Origin of the sequence: Gardnerella sp. KA00718, assembly GCF_049244285.1 — a bacterium.
GTDB lineage: Bacteria > Actinomycetota > Actinomycetes > Actinomycetales > Bifidobacteriaceae > Bifidobacterium > Bifidobacterium vaginale.
The window spans coordinates 419,962-444,930 of record NZ_CP058370.1 but is presented as its reverse complement, the minus strand read 5'-3'; the positions used below and the strand labels follow the sequence as shown (position 1 = coordinate 444,930).

7 protein-coding genes are annotated in these 24,969 nt (G+C 44.4%); 1 reads left to right on the top strand and 6 read right to left on the bottom strand.

The features are described from left to right. Window positions 1-221: 221 nt before the first annotated feature. From pulA to HXT55_RS01855, 4 genes are all read right to left on the bottom strand, one after another. Entirely contained in the window at window positions 222-6,260 is a 6,039-nt protein-coding gene (gene pulA, locus HXT55_RS01870; RefSeq protein ID WP_421792786.1) for a type I pullulanase, read from the bottom strand. Between the two features lie 572 nt (window positions 6,261-6,832). Next, a complete protein-coding gene (locus HXT55_RS01865; protein WP_421792306.1) occupies window positions 6,833-16,381 on the bottom strand; it encodes a fatty acid synthase subunit beta domain-containing protein in 9,549 nt (3,182 codons plus the stop codon). 160 nt (window positions 16,382-16,541) lie between these two features. After that, window positions 16,542-18,188, bottom strand: a complete 1,647-nt coding sequence (locus HXT55_RS01860) for an acyl-CoA carboxylase subunit beta (protein WP_421792304.1) — start codon at window positions 18,186-18,188, stop codon at window positions 16,542-16,544. After that, window positions 18,185-20,032: an acetyl/propionyl/methylcrotonyl-CoA carboxylase subunit alpha gene (locus HXT55_RS01855; RefSeq protein WP_004138642.1), complete on the bottom strand. Its 1,848-nt coding sequence runs from the start codon at window positions 20,030-20,032 to the stop codon at window positions 18,185-18,187. Before HXT55_RS01855 ends, HXT55_RS01860 begins: the two co-directional genes overlap by 4 nt. Window positions 20,033-20,182: 150 nt before the next feature. On the opposite strand from HXT55_RS01855, the gene HXT55_RS01850 reads away from it, so the two are divergent. Further along, on the top strand, window positions 20,183-20,848 hold the full coding sequence (locus HXT55_RS01850; protein WP_064623523.1) for a biotin transporter BioY: 666 nt from the start codon (window positions 20,183-20,185) through the stop codon (window positions 20,846-20,848). A gap of 530 nt (window positions 20,849-21,378) precedes the next feature. On the opposite strand, the gene HXT55_RS01845 is transcribed toward HXT55_RS01850, so the two are convergent. Then, window positions 21,379-22,707, bottom strand: coding sequence for an ABC transporter substrate-binding protein (locus HXT55_RS01845; protein ID WP_064623451.1), 1,329 nt, complete (start codon window positions 22,705-22,707; stop codon window positions 21,379-21,381). Window positions 22,708-22,821: 114 nt separating this feature from the next. Beyond that, window positions 22,822-24,957, bottom strand: coding sequence for a glycoside hydrolase family 43 protein (locus tag HXT55_RS01840; RefSeq protein WP_101892057.1), 2,136 nt, complete (start codon window positions 24,955-24,957; stop codon window positions 22,822-22,824). Between the last annotated feature and the right edge of the window lie 12 nt (window positions 24,958-24,969).

Here is a 24,969-nt window from a genome sequence, read left to right as displayed (position 1 = left end):
ACAGGGTTGATCGTCGTTCGCGCGGATTAGCCGTGTGATTCCGAACGTCTATTAGTAGCCGCTCGGCTGATCTGGCGCGTAAAGTCCACTGGACTTTACGTTTAAGCCAAATCACGCTTTGAAGGAGCTTGAAATGCGTTATGAAATTTCAAGCTCAGTCAAAGCAAACGCACTACAAAAGTGCTCTCGCGCGCGACGCTTTAAAACTCAAAGCCACAAATCTATCTAAATGCAACTTTATAACGAGCAATAGCTGCAACAAATGTAAGTATAATGAACAGCGCAAAAGTATAAACAATGTTGCTTCCTGTTTGAAGCATAGATCCACCACGCTTTGAAACACCATTATCTACAACAGTTACTTCAGTCCATGCGATTTGTTTGCCACTCTCGTCTACAAGTAGAACAGTGTGTTTACCAGAGTATCCAGCTGGGAATATTGCATCGAATTGAGGCACGCCATTCACCATTCGTACAGTAACATACTTTGAACCGTCGGAGCCTTTAAGCAATCGCGGAGACGAGTAGATGTATGCGTAAGCATATGCAATACCTTCACGATTCAGACGTTCAATAAACTCGCCGTTTTGAATGCGAATGTTTACTTTGTTCACAATTCCAGCATTCGCAACATTATTGTCTCGTACTAGCAGAGTTCCTCTTAGCTCTGACTTAAGCTGCTGCACTGTTGCCGGTGCAGTAGGAGTTGGAGCAGCTGATGATGGCTTAGCAGGCGCAGATACAGCAGAATTTGAGGAAGATTCAGGTTTTGTTTTAGCTGGTTTAGACTGATCTGAATTTTCATGCACATTCTGCTTAGGTTTTGAATGAGTTTGATATTCAGAAGTAGAGTGAGACTCAGCATTAGGCTTAGATTCAATACTATTATTAGGTTCATGAGCAGGCGTATTAGACTTAGAGCCTTGCTGGGATGCAGAACCTGATTCGGAATTACTAGGAGCAGTACCCACATCTGGGACTAAAGTATGTGGAGCAGGATGATTTTCAGTATCAGAGTCTCCAGGAGTTTGCTCACGACCAGGCGTAGATGAATTTGGCTCATGAGTTCCAGGATGAGTTTCTCCAGGAGTTGGAGTTGGAACTGGCGCTGGCTGAGGAGCCGGATTCACAGGATTAGAACCAGGCTGAGGATGAGGGCCAGGCGCTGGAGCCGGATTTGGCACTACAGGACCAGGAACAGGTGGCTGAGGTGATGGAGTAACAGTACCAGGAGTTTGTTCATTCCCAGGAGTAGATGGATTCGGCTTCTGCGTACCAGGCTTAGATTCATCCTTCAACTTATTGATATCCAAAGGATTCATCTTATATTTGAGAACATCATCAACATTAATATTTGCAAAAGGATTGTCGTTCTTCTTTTCAGCATCCTTCACAAGTACTGAAGTCGAAAGAGCAGAAACCTTGTAATTTCCATTGTCATCTACAGATGCTTCAGGACACACTGACTCATCATTGCTGTTAGCTTTCCCATCAGCAATGCGCACGCGATACTTTCCTTTGCCAATATTCACAGTAAATTCACCACTATTAGCATTGAAAATAAACACATACGTTTTACCGTTGTTGTCAACACTAAATGCGTTAATACCATCGCTGCTCTTAATCCAATGCATATTATTGTTAACATCAGAATATTCAGAATCTCGTAAAGCTGGAATCTCGTTTCTTAGCTTTATCAACGCTTTGAAGTACTCGACAGCATCTTCATTCGTTTTAACTAGATCCCACTTAACGGAATTGTCACCGTCGCCAGCATTGTAACTATTAGCATTACCATTCTTGCTTCGTAAGAACTCTTGACCAAGCTCAAAGAATGGCATGCCATGCGCAAACATTACAAGCGAATTAGCAAGCATTACTCGCTTCTTAAGATTCTTTTCTGTCTCATTAGGCAAGGATTTCTTCAACTTATCGTAAAGATTAAGATTGTCGTGAGCTTCAACATATTGCACAGTCTGACCAGCATTCGCGTAGCGCCTACCAGTGCAGCTTGCGTTTCCAGGCTGGCAACCGTAAAGATTTTGCATTACAAGATTGTCGCTGCCTCTGTTTCCAGACACGAATCCAGCAACATCATCATCTCCTTGACCCTTTACAGCATCACGGAAGGAATCGTTAAAGAACGCAACGCCATTATTTTCAGCAAGCTTATACGCATTAGGCTGAATAGTGCGGTTTCCATAAGGCAATTGGCTCATATCCCAGCCTTCGCCAAGAATAATCGAGTTCGGGTCAATTGCATGAATAGCTTCACGCACTTCCTTAATGGTTTCAAGGTCAATCAATCCCATCAAATCAAAACGGAAGCCGTCAATACCGTACTCTTTAGCCCAATACTTTACAGAGTCAACAATATACTTTCGCATCATTTTGCGCTCTGAAGCAGTATCGTTTCCGCAACCAGATCTATTAGACAAGCTGCCGTCATCGTTGTAACGGAAGTAGTAGCCTGGCACAGTTTGGCCAAAAGCGTTCTTTTGCGCGTTATAAACGTGGTTATAAACCACATCCATAATCACGCGCAAGCCAGCCTTATGCAAACCTTCAACCATTTGCTTTAGCTCCGTAATACGCGTAGCAGGATTTGCTGAATCAGACGCATAGGAGCCTTCTGGAACGTTGTAGTTGATTGGATCGTATCCCCAGTTTTGATGAGGATTATTTTTGTCGTTCTTCTCTGCATAGTCAACTTTAAGATCTTCGTTCACAGAACCAAAATCATACATTGGCATGATTTGCACGTGAGTGATGCCGAGGGACTTCAAATAATCAAAGCCAGTTGGCTTGCCATCTTTTTTAGCACCAGATTGAATTACACCAAGATACTTTCCGCGCTTTGCAACATCTACGCCAGAACTTTCATGAATCGAAAAGTCGCGAATATTCATTTCTGCAATAGTCGCATCAGTTGGACGCTTTCCAAATGATGCCTTACGAGATACAGGTGTTGCCATATTGCCACCGAATACAACGGATCTCATTCCATTTCGCACAGCAGCTTTTGCATAAGGGTCTGGAGAATTATTAACAGTGCCATCTGCAAAATAAACCTTGTATGTATAAGCAGTGCCAGCTTTTGCATCACTCGTAGTAATACTCCACACGCCAAGCTTTCCATCTTCTGTGCCAAGAGTCATATCTTGCTTTTTATCTTCTTGCGCTTTTTCATCAGTTGACTTATAAGTTACTAACTCCACTTTTGCAGCAGTTGGCGCCCAAAGCTTGAAAGTCGTAGAACCATCTTTTACAACAGCACCCAAGTCATCGCCTGTGTACGCATACTTTTGATCAAACTCATCAGTGCGAACAATCTTAGAACCTTTAACAGTTGAAGCAGACACTGTTTTAGGCATTCCACCAACACCCTTAATGTTGATTTCATACATTTTCTTAAGATCTAATTCGTTCTTTGCAGTGATTACGATCCTATTATCCACAACAGCAACTTGCGAAATATCTATTGTCTTGTGTTGATTTTTCTTTGAATCTGTAACATCAGTTACAGTAACATTTTTCTTCTCAACTTCCGAAGGGTCGCCGCTCACGTTTACAGTAAATTCCTTAAAAGACGTAATATCAGCATCAATAGCATTAGCCTTCGTGTTGATTACGTTTGGGCTTAAGTAAACTCTACTATCGCCCTGCATAAGCCAGATTTCAGCATTACCAGTGTTACCATCTTCGCTTAAAGTAATTGCTTTTGCAGGAATTGGGCGATCGCCTTCGCCAGGATCTTTAGAAACCCAATCGTTGCCTTGCATAGAATAGCGCACAATAAACTTTGAATCTTTTATGCCAGAATCATTGTGGAATGTATATTCTGCAATCTTACCGAAATCATCATGAGCCGTAAAATCTTGCTTTACGCCCTTCTCACTACCGCACCAAGTCCAAAGATTCCAACCAGCGTAATCCTTGTTTGTTCTGCGGTAGTGAACAGTAACATTTAATGTTTTAATGCTATTAAGCTTGTTAGAGACTTCAGATGGAGGTTCTGCAAAAGTATTTGAATCTCCTCCGTAAACCCAAGCTTCGCCAACACCATCTTCGATTTGCCAGATATTACGATCTCCGCCGTCCTTATGCCAGTCCTGACCATCAACGGGTTTCTCGGTAATAATAAATCCAACTTTTCCGCTCTCGTAAGTGCCATCAGCTTCAACTGCGTAAGTCTTACCAAAAGCGTCTTGACCATTGAATTCATGCCAAGCACCTTTTATCTCTTGACCATCTGCATTTTTAAGACCCCAGATATAGACGCCCATATGGCGATTGTCACCATATTTTTGCTTATAGTGAATAACAATCTTTGTCTTTAATTCAGTAGGCTTTGAAGATGTGTCCTCAACCTTGCAAGGAATGCTAGCAGATTCAGAACCTTTCAAATCGGCATCTACTACATAAGTTTTCGAACCAGCTTGAATTTCAAAGTTTTCTCTAGACTTATTGTTCTTGTTATACCAATTACTTCCACCGTCATTAAATACAGCAGTAATTTGCTTGCCATTATTAGGAATTGTTCTTGCAAACCAACCATCGCAAACTTTGCGCATTGGTCTACCAGGAACTGCAGTCCAAGATCCATTGCCGATTTGATAATGAATATTTACAGAACTTGGATTACCTGCTTTATTTTTAGCATTAAAATAGACAGTTGTTGACTGGTCTTTAGCATCGTCAACATTGTATTTTGGATCAGATTCATCACGTGCTGGACCAGCTTTACTAGCGCTATCTGCTTTAGAATCCGCATGCAAAGCAATTGCAGAATAAGGAGCAATAGTCGCAGCAACCTTGCCATCTGTAACTTTAACAGTCTTAGAGCAATTCCCCGCAGCATAAACGTTGCAATACTCACCATTTGGCAAATCAGTAGTATACAAAACTTTCTTTGCGTTTGGAGTATTGTTAATTGCTAAGAAGCCCTTGCCTGCGCGGCTAAATGCAATGTTATTATTGTCACTCTCCTGCCAATTAGTGACTTGAGCACCATTTACAGCATTAAAGAAGCCAACCATTCCACGAATCGAAGTCCAACGCTGAGTGCACTGCCAACCAGTTATTGGAGAACAATCTACATCTTCAACTTTATCTTCAGTCGCTCCAGGCGCACCATCATCCTTATGACCATTCTCAAACCTATACCCCGAGTAAATGTTTGGGTTTCCGTAAGGGTAGCCAAGCATAAACGCATTTGCAAGCTCGTAGCGAGGACCATCCTTATAGGTAAGCGTGCGCACATAATTTTCTCGAGGAGTATCCCAATTAGTAACAAAAATTGAAGCTTTATCGCTTGGAACAAGTCCATTAGTAATATTCTTTAGATTCGATATTGAGCCATAAAAATCGTTCTTTAATCGGTAAGAATATTGGAATTCGTTGACTTCGCCTTCGTTTAAATGCTTATCTGGCTGTATTTCTTTAGCTTCAGAAGGATTGCCAATCGTCTCCTGCATCCACCAAATCTTGTCAGGCGTAGTGTGCGCAGCATCAGCAGCAGCTTTCTTAATCGCAGCCATATCTGTTGGAGAAATATGTTTTACTGCGTCGATACGGAAGCCAGCAACACCAAGCTTGAGCAAATGAGCAAAGTACTTACCTAAAGTCTCTCGCACATGCTGCTTTGACGTATCCAAATCAAGCAAGCCAACAAGCCTGCGATTCCACACTTCCTCAGCATTGTTATAGTGCTCAATATTCCTAGCATCTTGATGGAAATCATCCTTTTTATATCCAGCATCTGGGAAATCTTCTTTAGCAGCGCTATATTGGCTTCCACCAACACCCTCTGTATGAGTGTCACCAGCACCAGTCATGTGATTAATAACAGCATCCGCAATGATTTCAACGCCTGCAACTTTGCAAGTGTCAATCATGCTCTTAAACTCATTTTCAGTACCGAGTTTTGACTTTAATTTATAGCTCACAGGCTGGTAAGAAGTCCACCACTGAGTACCCTTTACATGCTCATTTGGAGGAGACACCTGCACATACTTAACACCCTCAGGACCATAAGTTGTTTTGCATTCTTGAGCAATACTCTTCCAATTCTGCTGGAATGCAGTAACAATAACGCCCTTACGGTTAAGAGTTAGATTGCTAGATTGAGGATTACTAGATTCACTACTAGACTCACTACTAGCGCTTGCATTGCCAACAACAGCAAAACCTGTTATTAACATTGCACTCGCTGCAATCATAGAAACTATTTTCGACGCAAGGTGGCGATGAGCGACCATCTGCATATCCTTTCCTCCGTTGGCACAAACATGCTTCTATATTGTTTTATTCCATGCAAAACATGAAAACTATAGGTGACACAACTATGTTTCACTTCTTATTACAACCAACTTTGGTTTACACATAAGATTGCTTATTTTGAACGCAAATCGCCATAAGCACATTGAATTTTTCGCAATTTTGCACGTAAGGAGCTATTGTAACACTTTTGCAATTTTTACAAAAGTCAAAAATACAACTGCTATATCAGTTACGCTTGTAGTCGAATCGACTTGCATGGGCGCTTTGACTGATCTTGAAATTGCATAACGCATTTCAAGATCAGTCAAAGCGTGATTTGGCATGTAAAGTCCAGTGGACTTTACATGCCAAATCAGCCTAACGGCTACTAATAGCCGTTAGGAACAGCGCGGCTAATCCGCGCGAGCAACATTTCCGCATTTTGTTGTTGATTTTGCCGTTTTGAGCAACATTCTCGGGAAAAATCTCCCGACTTTGTAGCTCAACACGCCGATTTGAGCAACATTCTCGGGAAAATCGCTATTGTAGATTAGCCACACTCATGTCTACGCTAGCAATAGTAGCCGCTTGCATCTAGGCGAGCGTCTGGGTTTAGCAGCATAGCTTTTTCTGCTTCGTGACCATCGTAGCGAGTGCCATCCGGAAGGCGCGTGCCATCCTTCAGCAAGTGACGATTCTCAACAGGCTCGAACAAAGCAGATCGACCCATCATGCCTTCCTCAAATCGCCTCTGGCCCGCAGCCAAACGCGCATTCGCCTTGGTACGCCAATTCTTAAGCGCATCCGCACCAGCGCTAGCTGCCACAGAAGCCTCAAACGCACCAGGGTGAACTAATGCCACAAATCCGCTAACGTGACCGAAGCCGAGCGAAGTTGCGAGAGCAGCCTTCACTGCACAAGAACCTGCACCATCACCAATGCGCATCGGCTCACGCAACCAAACCATGTGGTCGTCGCGCGCAAGCTTAGGATCCACGCAGTCAAGTGATGCGTTTCCAGGGATTACGCCACTTCTAAACAGTTGTGTCAAACCGTTGATTTGGAAGATGCACGCACCACCCTTTGCATGTCCGGTCAGCGTCTTTTGGCTGATTACGAACAGTGGATTTCCGTCCGTGCGTCCGATTGCGTGCGCAAGAGTATTGTGCAGCTCGGATTCGTTCGGATCGTTTGCATTCGTAGAAGTATCGTGCTTAGAAACCACAGCAATATCGTCCGGAGTAACGCCGAGAGCTGCCAAATCACGCACGAGCTTAGACTTAGCTCCACCCATGCCCGCAGCCAAAGCACCCAAGCCCGGAGCAGGAATAGAAGTGTGAATACCGTCAGCATACGAATGAATGAATCCGACTACGCCAGCAACAGGTAAACCAAGCTTCAAAGCAATATCGCCGCGCGTAACCAAAATCGTACCGCCGCCTTGTGCTTCAAGGAAGCCGCCGCGTCTGCGATCGTTTGCGCGAGAGAAGAATCGTGGATCGATGCCCTTCGCATACATTTCTTCGCTATTGGCAGTTGCGTTCATATTGCCGAAGCCAACTACGGATTCCACACCGATATCGTCAATTGCGCCAGTTACTACGAAGTCAGCTTTGCCGAGAGCAATCTTGTCGACGCCTTCTTCGAGCGAAACCGCTGCAGTTGCGCATGCAGACACCGGCTGAACCATATTTCCGTAGCCGCCGATATAGGTTTGCATTACGTGAGCTGCAACAACGTTTGGAAGCGCCTCTTGCAATACGTCCGTAGGAATTTCGTGGTTAAGGAAGCGATCCAAGTACAGTTTGCGCATTGAACTCATGCCGCCGAAACCGGTTCCTTGCGTGGAAGCAACCATCGACGGATGCACAGATTGCAAAATCTCCGAAGGCGTGAAACCAGCAGAAATATAAGCGTCTACAGTTGTGACAATATTCCACAGCGCAATCGTGTCAACACTTCCAACCATTGAAGCTGGAATACCCCACTTCAGCGGATCGAAGCCCTTAGGGAATTGTCCACCGACGGTTCTGGTCATTGCAGCCCTACGCGGCACGCGAATCATAGAACCTGCCTTGCGCGTAACAGTCCATTCGCCAGATTCTGCATCGCGAGCAATCTCAGTGTGCGATTCGTCAAGCGCCACGTATTCGCGCGCAATTGTTTCTGTTGGAACGCTGAAACTCACGTCGTGATCGAGGAAGATTTCTGCTTCTTCTTCGTTCGCTCCATCCTTGTAGTCGCCGCCCATGCCGGTTTCGAATGGTCGAATACCGGAACGTGCTACTACTTCATCGCGATATTTCTCTGCAATATCTTCTTCTGGAACAAGCGTGCCATCCGCATCATACCAGCCTGGCTTTGGTGAATCCTGCCAAGTAAGCAAGCCCATATTCCAAGCCAATTCCAGTACTGCTCCTGCAGAAAGCTCCACGGAACCGTCTTCGCGAATTCCAAGTTCTGCTTCGAAACGAGTACGTCCGGAACCCCATGGTCCAAGTTCGCCGACTGAGACGATTACAATTTCGTCTTCTGGACGCGCTGTTACGTTCTTCCAATCAGCCAAGTTGACTCGCGGCTGAGTTGGCACGTAAGGCGTTGGAAGTGCTTTGTTGGTTGATTTAGCAGTTGATTTAACAGAAGATTCTGCAGCTTCTTCTGCAGCTTCCGCAGCTTCAGCACGCTTCTGATCTTCCAGTGCTTCTGCACGAAGAGCATTCAAATCAAGAGGCTCCTTGCCTAATCCACCCGTAAGATCAACGTTCAAAGGCGCGATTGCGGCCTGTTCGCGCGCTTCCTTCGTGCACAAATCGAGCAAACGATCTGCCATTTCTTGCGTTGAGTAGGTAGTTAATCCATGACGTTCAACTACAGCCACAAGCGGATCATTTCCACCCATTAAGCCGGTTCCACGCACCCATCCAATCTTAGGATGCGCAAAAGTCACGCGATCCGACCACACACTTTCTGCATGCGCACGGTTCACAATCGCGTCGAAAGCACTCTTGACTTCGCCATAAGCACCATCGCCGCCGAACATACCGCGGTTTGGAGAGCCAGGTAACACAACGTGCATACGATGTTGTACATCTGTATCTGCTCCAATTTGTGCAAATCCGGCGATTGCACGCTCCACACCCCACAGCATCAAGCGCGATTGCGATTCAAAAAGCGAACCAGAATCAGCCAAAGTACCGTGAACTGGTGGAGCTGCAAACGGGAAGAACATGCTCGGCTCGTAAGCAGGCTTCAAAATAGTAGTAGTTGCGCCGCTAACTTTCTTCGAAACTGTGCCAACCCACTTTACAAGCGCATCGACATCGCGATAACTAGACAAGTTTGCTGGCACAAGCCACAACTTTGCGCCCATTTGAGCGTTTTCGCGATACGCTTTCTTTGCCCAAGACTTAACGCTCGGCTTGAAACTGTGCGAAGTTGCAATAACCGTAGCTCCACCCTTAAGCAAGCCCATTACTACGCGAGCAGCAATCGAGTTAGGAGCAACGCCTGTAACTACTGCAACTTCTCCTGCAAAACGAGTTGCTTGAGCAGTATCGACGTTGTTTTGCGCAAGTTTAGTGCGAGAATCGCGAGCAATACCATTAAATACTGTTGCAAGATTGTTTAATTCGCGAGATTTAGAAAGACTTGCAAACCACTCAGCTTCCGAAGCTACTGCTTCCCCTGCACCAAGGAAACTACCAAAATCATTTAAGATTTCAGAAACTTCATTTACCTGAATATCAACATTCTTTCCAGCATACTTGTAGTACAAGCGAGCAACGTCTTCGCGAGCCGAAGCCCAGCGGTCGTCGAAAAGAATTGCCTTTCGCTCATCAAATCGAGGAGCCACCTGCTTTGGCCAATCTGCACCAAGCTCAGCTTCAACAGCAGACACAACAGCAGCATTTTCGTCACTTTCAGTTTCTGCTTTAGGAGCCTCAACACCAAGCTTTGCTAGCACAAACTTAGCAGTTGCAGCAAGTATGCCATCTGCGCCAACAACCTGCTGAGCGAAAGCGTCAAGAGCTGCAGAATCAACAACAGCACCGCCGGCTGCGCCAGCAGCACCAGGCTGAGAAACGCTAACGCCGTGAGCTTGAGCAACTTGTGCAATTGCTGCGTCGATTAAAGCGTCAGCTGCAGCAGTATTCTTTGCAGGATCAGTTGAAAGTTGCGCAAGATTTTCACCGCGCACGCTAGCACCTTCACGCGTTTGCAAAACCAAAGCCGCAAGAACGTGCGCACGCCAGCCTTCTCCAAGTTTCCAGACTTCAGAGATTCGCTTGTCAATTTGCGTTGGTTTCACACCGGCTGCACCGAAAAGCGCACGCAAACGTTCGCGCACAATATCGGAAAGCACGGCACCAAAAGCTTTATAGCGAGGAGCAACCGAATCAACTAACTTTTTAAGCGCACTCATTGGAGCTTCTGCAGCACCGTCCACGCTTGCCACGCCAAGCTCGGAACTAATATCCATAAGAAGCTGGTTTCTGCGCGAAGATACGCCATTTGTAAGCGTATCAGTTGTATCAGTGTCGCCGATTTGGTCAAGACGGATTTTTGCACTATACGCAATAAGCATTGAGATTGCGTCGGATGCTTTGAATGGCAAGTCTGCTACAGGTCCGCTTGCGGCTGCATTAGCTGCAGGAGCAGCAGAGACAACATTTGCTGCAGGAGCTGCAGGAGCAGTAGTCGCATCAGCAGTGCTACTTGCTTCTTGACTATCTTCCTCAGTAAACACTTCAGGCACAAGCGAATCAGTGTCAGTCATATAAACGCGACCTTCGTCACGACCAACGTTGTAAACAGTCACTTTTTCGCCACTAAACTCCGGCAAAGCAAGAGTTTTAGCACCAAGATTTGCCAAAGTTGGCGCGTTTCCTAAACCAACTTCAACGTACTCTTCAACGCCAAGACCACCGCGAGCGCGATCGGCAAACATAAGAGCCTGCGTTTCAATCCAACGAACTGGAGAAGCGAACTGCCATGAAAGAAGCTCCGTAAGAAGCAATCTACCGAGCTTCTGCTCATCCTCTGCATAAGATTTCCACGTAGTTTCATCTTCCAAAGCTGCTTCAATGCGCTCAGATGGCACAACATCCAAAATCTTTTGCGCAAATTCTCGCGTAAGCTCAAACGGGCAAGCCACGAGGTTTGGAATGTAACGGCCTACAAGCACAGAGTAATCAATATGCTTCGGCAGCAGCGAATCGAGCTTGTCGCGGAATTCTGGCACACCCTTTCGAAGAATTCGAGAGTGGAACGGCACGTCAATTCCTGGAACAAACATGAATGGAGGCTTGCCGCCATACTCTTTAGCCCTCTTGGCAGAATCTTGAGCCAAAGCTTTCAAACCTTTTATTGTGCCTGCTATTGCGTATTGTTGACCTGCCAAATTGTAGTTTACGATTTGCAAGAATTCGCCAGTTTGCTTAGAGATTCCTTCAACGTACGCGTTTACACCATCATCGTCCACACCGAACTGGTTTGGACGCAAAGCACCCATTCGATAGTTGGATCGTCCTTGCTCATCTCGCTCAATCAAGTGATGCATTGTAGATCCGCGGTGGAACACGAGTTCCAACACGGTTTCTAGCGGAATAATTTGAGCGAAGGAGCTTAGCGCATTGTATTCGCCAAGCGAGTGACCAGCAAAATACGCAGGCCAAATATCGCATCCTGCTTCTCTTAAGCGAGCGGTTTGCGCAAAAGCAACAGTAGCGAGCGCAACTTGAGTAAATTGTGTTAAGTTGAGCAAGCCTTCTGGATGACGATATGTTACGCCATTTGCTGTTAATTCCTTAGGATTATCTCGCACTACAGCAAGAATTGAGAATCCTAGTTTTTCGCGAGTGAGTTTGTCTGCGCGCTCCCAAGTTTCGCGCACAGCTGGCGATTTGGCGCGCTCATCCAATGACATTCCTTGTTTTTGAATACCTTGTCCTGGATATACGAATGCTGCTCGCGGCGCGCGTGTAAGTGCGCTCGCTTTAGAAACTATTTGCCCGTTTACTCGGCATGTGATTTCTAGCGCTAGCCCTCCGCGGCGTACTTTCCCTACTCGTTCTACGGTAATTTCTACCTCGTCGTTAAGCTGCACCATGCCGTACATGTTGTACGTCCAGCCAACAAGATCATAGCGTGCGCCTTTTTCATCCAATGCTTGAGCAACATGCTGAGCTGCTGCTGAAAGCCACATGCCGTGTACTAGAGGTGCGGAAAGTCCAGAGATTGCGGCTCCTCTTTTGGATGTGTGTATTGGGTTAAAGTCACCTGATGTGCGCGCAAAAGCTGTCATGTCTTTAGGTGCGCGAATTACGACGCGTCTAAGCGCTCTTCTAGGCGTGTTGTCTACGCTAAATCCGTGTAATTCTGCCGCATCTCCGTATTCTGGAGCAGACTTTGGTAGTGCTGCACTGTAGCTTCGTCCACGAATCGCGAATCGTTCTGTTTCGTGCGCGATTTTTGTTCCGTCTTGCGCATTGTGAATTATGTGTATTGTCACTACTCGCCCAGAAGCTGATTCGGCGTAATCTTCTGCCCAACCAGTGAGGTTTATGCGTGTTCCAACATATTTTTGCAGGTCGTCTGTAGATAAATCTAGTTCTATTAGGTGGTCTAAATGTACTGCGTTGAGTAGTCCTTCAATTACTGGGTATCCGTCTACCATTACAGATCCTAGTGCTGAGTATATTGTTGGCCATGCTGGACCTACTAGCGCGTCTGGCACGATTCTTGATGCTTGCAAACCTTCTGGCAGGCGTCCAGCTGTAGCAGATTCGTGGTCGATTCCTAGGTTTCTAGAAAGCGTGTATGCTGATTTAACCACGCCAAATGGTATTTCGCAGGCTGTTTCACATGTTGTTTCACAGGCTGATTTGTTAGCTTTTCCACAAGCTATTTCTTTTTTAACTTGCTCGCACGCTTCTTGGCTTGCGTCTACTTTTGGCATTTCACTTAAAACATCTCCAGTAATCGCAGTATTTCCAATGCCTGCGGTTGCTGCCAACATGTTATAAACGTGTTTTGGTAGTCGCTCGCGGTCGACTACTGGTATGCTTCCAGCACGCTTTGCGTCTACAATAAGCGGAATTACGATATCTCTAACAGCATGATTTTTGCCGCTGTTCTTTACGCTATTTTTACCACTATTTTCATTGTCGGCTTCGTGCTCATCCCAGAACGTGTCTAGTTTAATGTCTAGATCAAGCTTAATTACGCTATTTTCTTCACTTATTACGGTTATAACATAGTTTTCACTATTATTTTGCGTCTTATAAGCAGGATTATTGGTTACGTGACCAATCCAAGAAATATTCGGACATGAGCGCACATATTCTTCAACATTTTGCGCACAGTCTATTTGGCTAAACGCGTTTTGATTAAAGCCCAGAGGCAAGTCGCAAGCAACCGAACGATTTATAACCGCAGCCTCAAATCTTCCTAAAATATCCGCGATTGGCTCATCCATTGTGATTATGCCTGCAACAGAAATAGGTCCTGGAATTACTCGCACAGCATCCGCAGAATATCGCGAATCTTCCGACTGCCAAAGCTGATCCTGACCCCACCAGCGAAGAAGATCATTGTCAATTACTGGCACAAATGGCATTGGCTTAGGATATTCACGCACCAAGGTTGGGAACCACGCAGCATCCATTGGAACAACGTTCATCGTGCTCGCATTAGGAAAAACTTGCACAAGAGAATCGAGAGCAGACTGAGGATTTTCAGCAACCTGCTTAATATCTGGCAAAATCGAAGTAAATTCGCCAGAATCTTGGCTTATTAAACGCGCTTCAATACGCTGTAACAAATGCAGGTAGCGATCCGCGTAAGTAGGATCTGCCCAAGGATAGCTTAAATCAAGGAATCGCTGCGCAAACTGGGTATATGTCATATTTTCAACATCGCCAAAATATGGTTTTGCAGTAGAGTTAAGCGCGCGAATCACTTCATCTCTGCGGCTAGAAAGCTCTTCTGGATGCTTCATCATATGAACAAGAAGACGACCACAGCGCGCGGACGCATTCTCAATCTCGTAAATATCCGCGTGCAAATGGCTTAATCCGCTTGTTACTCCGCCAACAACCTTTCCAGAAGGCACCCAGCGCTCTCCAATCGGAGCAAACGGATCTTCACTTGCGCCAAGACCTTCCACACACGCATCATTTGCTTCTGTGATTCCAGGCGTCTCCACCAACATGCGCTTAACTTGCGCGCTTGTGTGCGCTTCCTTTGCTGTCATTGCTGCCGTGCCGATCATCACAGCATCTACTGGCATATTTGGCAAACCGTACTTATTGGACCATTCGCCACTAATGTAATCGGCAGCGCGCGAAGGAGTGCCGATTCCGCCACCTGCTACAAGCACCAAATTATTGCATTCGCGCACTTGAGCATAAGTGCTAATCAGCAAATCATCTAGCGACTCCCATGAATGGTGGCCGCCTGCAGATCCGCCTTCTACTTGCGCAATAATTGTTGCTGGCTTAACAGCTTTTGCAATGCGAACTACTTGGCGAATCTGCTCTACTGTTCCTGGCTTAAAAGCAACATACGGGAATCCGTCGGCTTGAAGAGTTTCAACAAGTTCCTTCGCTTCATCTAACTCTGGGATTCCTGCAGAAATTACTACGCCGTCGATTGGCGCTCCAGAAGCACGCTTTTTTGGAACTATACGTTTGCTGCCAAATTGCAAATTCCACAAATAGCGGTCCATAAACATGGCGTTGAATTCTACGGTTGCTCCTTCTTGCAATTGCTTGCTCAAAGAGTCCATGTGTCTGTCGAATACTTCTTCTGTTACTTGTCCACCGCCTGCAAGTTCTGCCCAATATCCTGCGTTGGCTGCGGCGGCTACAATTTCTGGGTCTACTGTGGCTGGAGTCATGCCGGCAAGAAGCACAGGAGCTTTGCCTGTTAGCTTGCTGAATTTTGTTACAACTTTCTTTCCAGCTGGAGTATCGATTACTCGCGGCGCAAAATCCTCCCAGCAGCCAGTACGCAATAATTCAGCTTCTGCAGCGCTAGTTGTGCTTGCTTTTGCGCGCGCGTTCATTGTCCCGACTTCTACTACGCCAGCTCCGCTTCCTTGTAGTAGCACGTTTGTTAGCTTGCCAAGCACTTCTCCTGGACCCATGTCTAGTACGTATAGCTCTCGCGCATTCACGTTATTTAAAACTTTTTCTATTTGCTTCGCCCAATCTACTGGCTCTACTAGCACAGCGTTTGCAAGCTTTAGTGCAAGTTCAGCATCTAATCCTGCGTCCTTTGCCCAGGCTTCAACTTGTTCTACAGCAGGTTTCATGATTGGAGAATGGAATGGCACTGTAACATCTAAATACTCTGCGATTGGCGCAAAAACCGATCCGCCTCGTTCCTTCATTTCGCGCATTTTTTTGGAGCGCTGCGACTCTTTCTGTGCCTGATTTTGCACGGCTTCCATGTCTTCTGGATATCCTGATAGCACAATGTGATTTCGCGAGTTTTTAACTGCGATTGATATAACGCCTCTGGTTCTTTCTACTCGCTTAATCAAGGCTTTTGCCTGTTCAAACGTCACACCTTTTAGCGATAGCATTGGTGTTTTTTCGCCGTTTCCACTGATTTCTAACATTCGCGCTTCGCGGTCTGCTGCTGCTCCGATTATGTATGCGATTGCTATAAGTTCAGCTATTTGGTTTTGCGCGTTTTGCCATGACCCTGCTTTTATACGAGCTTCTACTATTTTTGCGGCTATTATGCCTTGAGAGTGTCCAAGGCTTGCAATTGGCTTGTTTACTTCAAAGTTGTAGCCTAAGTTTGTTAGGTCTCTTACGCTTGCAAGCTGAGCAATTGTGATTCCTGGTACGCTTAATTGTGCGCTGGCTGTGTTGATTTTAGAATTTTCTAAAGAATCGAATACGTTTATGTCACTTCCAGCATTTGCTAATAACTGTGGATATATGTTTGATAGTAAAGTTTTTGCTAATTTGTTATATTCGCGTAATTCTTTATTTAATTCTGCATCGTTTTGTGTTTCTTTTAAGGCTTGCACCCATGGTGTGGATTGTCCTGCGAAGGTAAGAATGTGTGGTGTTTGTGCGAGCTGGTCAAATAAGTATGTTGTCATTTTATTTTCCTTTGTTCGTGGGTTTAAGTTTTATTTTTAAAATTTATTTGTGCTTTTTGGATTATTTGTGTTTTTTGGATTTATTTATCTTTGGTCGCTTTATGCGCGGTTGCTGGCGACTTTTGAGTGCTTTCCGAATTATTCCCAAATTATTCCCAAATCACATTGGCTGGTTTCCATGATGCTTCCCTGTTCTCGAAACACGTTTTTTACTTCTTAAAATCTTCAAAGAATTAGCAATAACATCTCTTGTTTGCTCTGGATCTATCATTGCGTCAATCTGGCCAGTTTCCAGAGAAAGATTCGCGTTTACAGTGGTATTTTCGTAATTCTCAACAAGCTTTTTTCTTAAAGCGTCAACATCTTGTCCGCGCTCTTTTGCTTTTTGCAAATCCTTGCGATGAATAATGTTCACAGCTCCTTGAGCACCCAAAACCGCTATCTGGCTAGTAGGCCAAGCGTAGTTAAAGTCTGCACCCATAGACTTTGAGCCCATTACAATGTATGCTCCACCAAAAGCTTTGCGTAAAATCACAGTGACAAGCGGAACTTGCGCGTTTGCGTACGCGTAAATCACTTTTGCTCCCCTGCGAATAATGCCCGCGTGCTCCTGATCCGACCCTGGCTTGTATCCAGGAGTGTCTACAAGAGTTACAACAGGAAGATTAAACGCGTCACACAATCGCACAAATCGCGCTACTTTTTCGGAAGAATTAACGTCTAGAATTCCAGCATTGACTTTAGGCTGATTTGCCACTATTCCAACAGGATGACCTTCTATGCAAGCAAAACCGACTACTGCGGATGCTGCGTAAAGCTCTTGAACTTGCACAAATTCGCCATAATCTACGATTGCGCGAATAACGTCTAAAACGTCGTACGGCTGGCGATCGTTGCTCGGAACAATAGTCGCAAGCTGCTTAGCGGTTTCTCTGTCTGCGCGCGTGGCAGCGTATGCGAATGTTGGCGGATTTTGATTGCAATTTTGCGGCAAATAAGCCAAGATTGTGCGCGCATAGTCAATGGCGTCTGCCTCGTCTTCGCCCAAATAGTGAGCAACGCCCGAAGTGGAGTTATGCACATATCCACCGCCTAAATCGTCCATGCTAATCGACTCGCCAGTAGCTGCCTTAACAACATCTGGGCCAGTTACGAACATGTTGGAGTGTTCGCGAGTCATGATTATAAAATCCGTAAGAGCAGGGCAATAAACTGCACCACCAGCGCAAGGTCCAAGAATTAGTGAGATTTGCGGAATTAAACCGCTTGCTTCACAAGTTTTTTTGAAGATTCTGCCATATTGCGTAAGCGCGTTAACGCCTTCTTGAATGCGAGCGCCACCCGAGTCGATTAGGGCAACAACTGGAACTCCAAGCTGCAACGCCATGTCTAGAAGATGGCATATTTTCTGTCCTTCAGCGCGTCCAAGCGTGCCGCCACGAACGGAAAAATCCTGCGCATAAAATGCCACTTTTTTGCCGTATACTTCGCCAAAGCCCGTGATTACAGCGCATCCTGCAATATCGTTATTTATGTCTCCACCGTTAAAGCGGCCGATTTCTTCAAACGTTCCCGTATCAAAAAGCAAATCCAAACGCTCTCTTGCTGTGGATTTTCCCTTTGCATGCTGGCGCTCTAAAGCATTCTGCTCGGCGTCTCTAGCAAGGCGAGCCGCGTGTTCTACGGCTGATTTTCCACGCTGAGGCTGCGTAGGCTGCGCATTTTGCATAGTTTTTGCGTCTTTATTAACATCTTTTTTATTAACATCTTTTGCAACTTGTGCAGTATCTTTAGTAAGCGCACTCATTTTGCACTACCGCCTTTAGTCACGTCAATTGTTACAAGCTTTTCGCCTGCTTCTACACCATCTCCAGGCCCTACAAAAATGCCAGTAACTACGCCAGCTGCAGGTGCATAAACGTAGTTTTCCATTTTCATAGATTCAAGAACAGCAAGTAAATCGCCTTTTGCTACGTTCTGACCTTCCGCAACGTTTACGCGTGTAATCACAGCTTGCATTGGAGCAGAAATCACTCCAGGAGCATCCTTTGGAGTTTCCGACTTGTGAGTATCTCCTCTTAATCCTCGTCCTCTAAGCGGCTGCGATGCGCGAACTGTGCCTCTAACTCGCGCAGAGCCAGTAAGATTGTCTACAATATCTTGCGGAATCGTAAGTTTTACGCGCTTATTGTCTACTTCTATTACAAAAGACTCCATTTTAGTTGTCTTATTTTGCGCGTCTTCACCAGACTTATTGGAATCCAAAGAAGCAGGCTGTCCGCCATTTGCCGCTGCAGCAGTGCGGTTCAAATACTTGTGTTCAAGCCATTTTGTAGAAATATCAAAATCGTGATCTTGCGCTGTAAAATCAGGATCGTTAAAAATTTGCTCAAAAAGCTTAGCAGGAGTGGGCACTCCCTCAATGCAAAGCTCCTTAAGCGCGCGTCTTACGCGAGCAATCGCCGCATCGCGATTTTGAGCCGTAACAATAAGCTTGCCCATCATGGAGTCGAATTTTGGAGACACGCTATCTCCAACTTCTACTCCAGAATCCACACGGATTCCAGGTCCAGATGGCCACTCGATTTTTGTTAGTGTGCCTGCGCTAGGCGTAAGATTCGTTGCTGGGTCTTCCGAAGTGATTCTAAGCTCAAAGCTATGCCCGCGCGAAGGGTGATTTTGCGTAAGCTCACCGCCGTCAGCAATCGTAAGCTGTTCGCGCACAAGATCTAGTCCGCTAACTTCCTCACTAACTGTGTGCTCCACTTGCAATCGTGGGTTCACTTCCAAGAAGTAAACTTTGTGTTGAGATGTCACCATATATTCGCACGTGCCCAAACCAACGTAGTCAACAGCTTCAAATAGGTTACGAGAATATCGGTGAAGCTGCGCGTTCTCGTCATCGGTAAGGAATGGCGCTGGTGCTTCCTCAACCAACTTTTGGTTTCGGCGTTGCACCGAGCAGTCGCGCGTGGAATATATGGTGAAGTTTCCATGCGAATCGCGGCCAACTTGTGTTTCCACATGGCGCGCCTTGTCTATAAAACGCTCAATAAAGTACTCGTCAAGGTCGCCGCCTTGCAAAGCGTCGTGGTTCATGTAGAATCCGCGAAGCTCGTCATCGTTGTGCACAACGGTTATTCCGCGACCGCCGCCGCCATCCGTGCGCTTCATCATAACCGGGTAGCCGTGTGTTTGCGCAAAAGTCAACAATTCTCGAATGTCTTTTACAGGCTCCGATATGCCTGGTACGGGCGGCACTTTAGCGCGAGTTGCCACGCGCCGAGCGGTTATTTTATCCCCTAAATCAATAAGCGCTTCTGGCTTCGGACCAATCCACACAGCGCCAGCATCAATCACCTTTTGCGCAAAACTCGCTACTTCCGATAAAAATCCGTAGCCTGGGTGCACAGCATCCGCTCCGCTTTTATGCAAAATGTCTATAATCGCGTCTTCGTTTAAATAAGTGTCTCTGTACGTGTCTCCAGAAAGCGCGTACGCTTCGCTTGCCATCTCTACATACTGTGCTTGGCGGTCGGATGCCGCATAAATAGCTACAGTTTGTATTCCCATTTCTTGAGCAGTGCGAATCACTCTAAGCGCGATTTCGCCGCGATTTGCAACAAGTATTTTTTTGATATTCGTAACCATACGTTACAAGTTATAGGAAATTTGGCTTATAGTATCCGTGAATTTGAACAAAACATTATGCGATTTTTTGTAAACTTCTCCAACGCGCGACTGGTGATTTTTGTCTAATCTTTGATTCAGCAACGAAAAACAATACGAAAGAAGGATATCGTGGCTAATTTTGAATCTAACTCTGATGCAAACTCTAGCGCAAACTCTAGCGCAGTTGCATCTAAGGCTTTTGGCGTTAATCGTTTGGCTGTTCCATTTGCTAAGGCGTTTTTGTTTACTGTTCTTATTAGCGCTGCTACTATGGCTGGCGCATTGCCGATTCCTGGAACTCCTGTTCCTGTAACTTTGCAAACTTTGGTTTTGGCTTTGGCTGGTCTTACTTTGACTTGGCGCCAAGCCGTTAGCTCTGTGCTTATGTACCTTGCGATTGGTGCTGCTGGAATGCCAGTGTTTGCAGGCGGAAAGAGCGGCGTTGTGGCTTTTGCAGGTCCTAGCGTTGGATTCCTTGTTGGATTCGTGTTCGGTGTGGCTGTGATTGCGCTTGTAAAGTCTGCGCTCGAAGGCGTTGTTAATGCCGCTATGCCAGAGGATTCTGTTGCTAAGAAATTTGCACTATTTGGCGCGTATTTTGCCGCATCTGTTGTTGGTTCTCTTGTGATTTACGCATTTGGATTTGTAGGTCAATCGCTTATGATGCACTTGCCTGTTTTGGCAATCGCCGTTGCTTCTACTGGCTTTATTGTGGGCGATATTATTAAGGCTGCAATCGCTAGCGCTGCTTGCGCAGGATTGTATGGCGCGTTTAAACGCAATCACAATGCGTGATTAATTGCGATAAATCGCGTAATGCGTAATGCGCTAATCGTGATGCGTTATGCGTGACTAATCGTGATGCGTTATGCGTGACTAATCGTAATGCGCAATTAATCGCAAGCGTAACGCGCTAACTATCTAAGACCGCAGTCTCGTCGCTGCGGTCTTTTTTGTTCTAAACGCTAATCGCGCAATCCATAATCCCGCGTTTGTTCCCTTTTTAAGCAAATATGACTACAAACGCGTGCAAAAATAAACGATACTTAATACGACGCATACCCTAACTATTCATATGCTATAGGAAAATTCATCGATTTTGTAGAAACTAGATAATAGTACCTATTATGCTTTCTTGAACTATTTTATCTCAGGTACGGTTATACGTACAAATGCCAAAATAGATATTGTGCAATGAACAACATATCTTTCAATATGCGTATTGCCAACTACTTCATATTTATTTCAAAACATGTAAGGCGCCACATTGCATATGCATGAAAGCGCCTTACAATTTGAATATATATATAAAATGAAATCAGAATTTACCGACTAACACTCTCACTTACTGTCTGAATTGCTTTCAACGCAGATTCTACAGTAGCGTCTCCTGTATAGATTTTCTGCATTTGCACTGCAATTTCATCATTAATCTCCTGATAAGCTAACTTTCGCGCAAGTTTTGAACGAGCCTGACCTTCAGTGACAAGATCAATAGAAATCTTAGCCGATTGTGTCGCATCATCTGGAATTTTGACCTTCATGTCTTTATCTACTGGAGCGCCTTGCAAAGTGTTAATCCACTCCTGTTGCCCATCGCCAATAGTCATAAACTCAATGAATTTCATTGCAGCTTCCTTCTTTTTGGAGTCTTTGTTAACACACAAACCGAAGTCAACGCCAGTAGTAGAACCAGAATTTTTATTCCCTATTGCAGGAAATTCAATCATACCTAATTCATCTTTCTCAATTGCAGTTCCCTTAGTCTCTTCATTTGGTAAAACAGCAGAAACATGCCAAGAACCTGTAGGGAAAAATGCGGTTTTACGAGCATAGAAGTAATTATCACGAGCATCTGGATATGTGGATGTTCCTACAGCACCATCTTGGAACAATCCATCAGCTATCATCTTTTTCCAAGCCTTCATGGTTTTAACAAAAGTTTTGTCAGTGAAAGATTTCTTTCCAGCTGCTGCAGAATATATGTCACCCTCTCCATACTGATTTGACAGCCATACAAAAATGTCATCAAGATGCCACCCATCTTTAGCACCAAGAGCAAGAGGCATTAATCCTTTGGATGTAAGAATTTTATTTGTTTCCAAAAGTTCATTGTATGAATGAGGAACCTTAACACCATTCTCGTCAAGAAGAGTTTTATTGTATAAAATATACTCAGATCCAGACGTGATTGTAGGCATTGCAACCATTTTTCCGCTCATATTGGTTGTTTGTTCAACAGCCCCTTTAGAAACTTTAGAATCCCATTCTGGCATGTACTTGTTAGCGAGCTTTTTCATATCCGCAGCAAAACGACCATATTGTTCAACAGTAGACCCAGCCTGTACTCCGAATATATCTGGGCCATCGCCTCCTGCCATAGCTGTTTGTAGTTTTTTCTGATAATCAGACATTTCAGAGGTACGCCACCACTTGATTTTAATATTCGGATATTTCTTATTAAAAACAGAATAAATTCTCTTCCATTGAGCATCAGTAGGCTGCCATGTCCAAAATGTCAAAGTGATAGGCTTATCAGTTGTTCCTAACCCCTCATCAGATTTACTAGCAGAACTTGAACCGCATCCAGCAAAGAGTCCAATTGACATGGCAACTGCTCCTAAAGCTGCAATAATCTTATTCTTTTTAAACATAGTATTCTCCTTGTTTTATTAGCGTCTTTCATCAACGCAATAGTTTTCACTTCTTTGTGATATCTACTTAACCCTGACAAATTGCCAAGATTATAGTGCAATTTATTCAGTTTTTCACACTCCTTTCTCCACGCGTTCTACGGATCTATCAACTGAAATACCTAATGAGGTACGAGTATATCCAGTGATGGAAGCTTCACTAAGGGTAATATCTACTACTTTGTTTCCAATAAATGGCAAGCGCCAACTATGATTACGCACATGAACAAAAAGCATCCTATCAGAAGCAGCAAGGCGCACAGTCCTCAATACTCGTCCTCTAATATCTCTTCTTGCATCATCTTGCAAGTTCAATCTCGACGGTTCTTCACAAGCTATAATAGATTTTCCATCACGCAATAAATCAATACAATTCATACATACCACTAAGCTGTATTCGCCTATATTAATTACTGACTCCGAGCGATCATTAGTAAGCGCAAAGTCTATTACACAACGGTTACCATTAAGCAAATTGCGTAATCTCATTCGCGATGAAGTAACATTAAACGGTTCCACCTCATTGCTTGTAAGACGAAAACGATCGACAACATTAATCTCGTTCACAATATTGCATAAAGACTTTCCCCATAAATTAACATGATTTACAGCAGAGAAAGACGAAATTGCAGAATCATTATCTTTTACAATTACACCACAAAATCCTTGTTCTGAGCTAATATCACTTATCGTCGCTACATAACGACCATCAAAGCGAGCTGCCAAAATTCCGTATTCACGTGATACAACTAGCTCATGCCAATAAGATAAATTTATGTCAGAAGGCAACATAGTATTTATCTGTCTAACTATTCCAGATACACTATCTATCACTTGCAAACAATGCAATCCAACATCAACCAGAACGTAAGTGTAATTATTGTTATCAAAATAACGAGGGATTAAGCCAAATCTAGATCCTAACGGACCATTACCACCCTTCACCCACAAACTAATAGTTAACGTTGAAGAAATAAGAGGAGAAATTGCCGAAAAACCATAACTATCATAAGAAGATATAGAAGGTTGTCCATCAATTTCCAAAACATGTGCAGAACCAGATATTATATTCCAATCCGATGGAATTCCATCAGTGAAATCAGTGCATACATCAGCAGATAAAGGAGCATCACATACGCAATTTGAAGGTCCAGTAGTATCGAGCAATCCCTCTGAATAGTATAGAGGATCTATACGCATAACACGTTTCTCAGTACCATCATGCAATTCATCTGAAGCATCACGACCATGATAAACCACCCAATCATCAACCCCATTTGGTGCTTTTACTATAGAGTTATGACCAGTACCTTCAACCTTATCAGAGCGTATAATAAGTGGATCAAAATGACCATTATTACATTGCTTTACCCATGAAAGCTTGTCTATATGCCTATCAGAAGGAACCTTAGGTAATGTAGCAACTGAATACCCAACAAAATAATCTTCATGTTCATAAGCATTGGCAGAATAGGTGATAAAACCTTTGTCTCGGAAAGTAAAGTATGTAGCACCTTCTACAGTATGCCAATCTCTCCCATCTCCAAAACGATTACGAGCAAAAATTTCTTCATCCATTGTAGGTAAAATTAATGGCTTCGGAGATCCTTCTCGCTTGTATGGGCTTACCATTCTGTCAATCATCACAGAAGTACCAGGTCGTAAATTAGATAAACCACATGCCTGATTATCCGCATACAGCATGTATAACTGATTATCATCTCCAACAACAACCTGTGAATCAATAGCGAATGTATCAAATAGTTCAGCTTTCTTTTCAAATGGACCAAGAGGATTTTTACTTACAGCAACACGCATAATTTCTGTATGAGTATCATTTTCACACTGTGGCATATTTGAAAAATACATATAAAAAATACCATTAATCAAAATTACAGAAGGTGCCCAAAAATTCTTTCTATTATTTTCTGTGTAACAATAACCATGTGATACCCAACGAACCATGTCTGTAGATGTTGAAACTAAAACACCATTTTTGTCAGTAGCATAGCAATAGTACAAATTACGATATCGAATCACAAATGGATCAGGAGCAGTATGTTTTTCACCATCAGAATACTGAACTGGATTACTATAGTGTTTTTCAGTCAACAACATGTTTAAACAAAAATCGGAATTGCACTCATTATGTAATGCACTTGAATTCACATTATTGCTAACATCAACGCATCCTACGTTTAATGAACCCATAGTATTACTCCT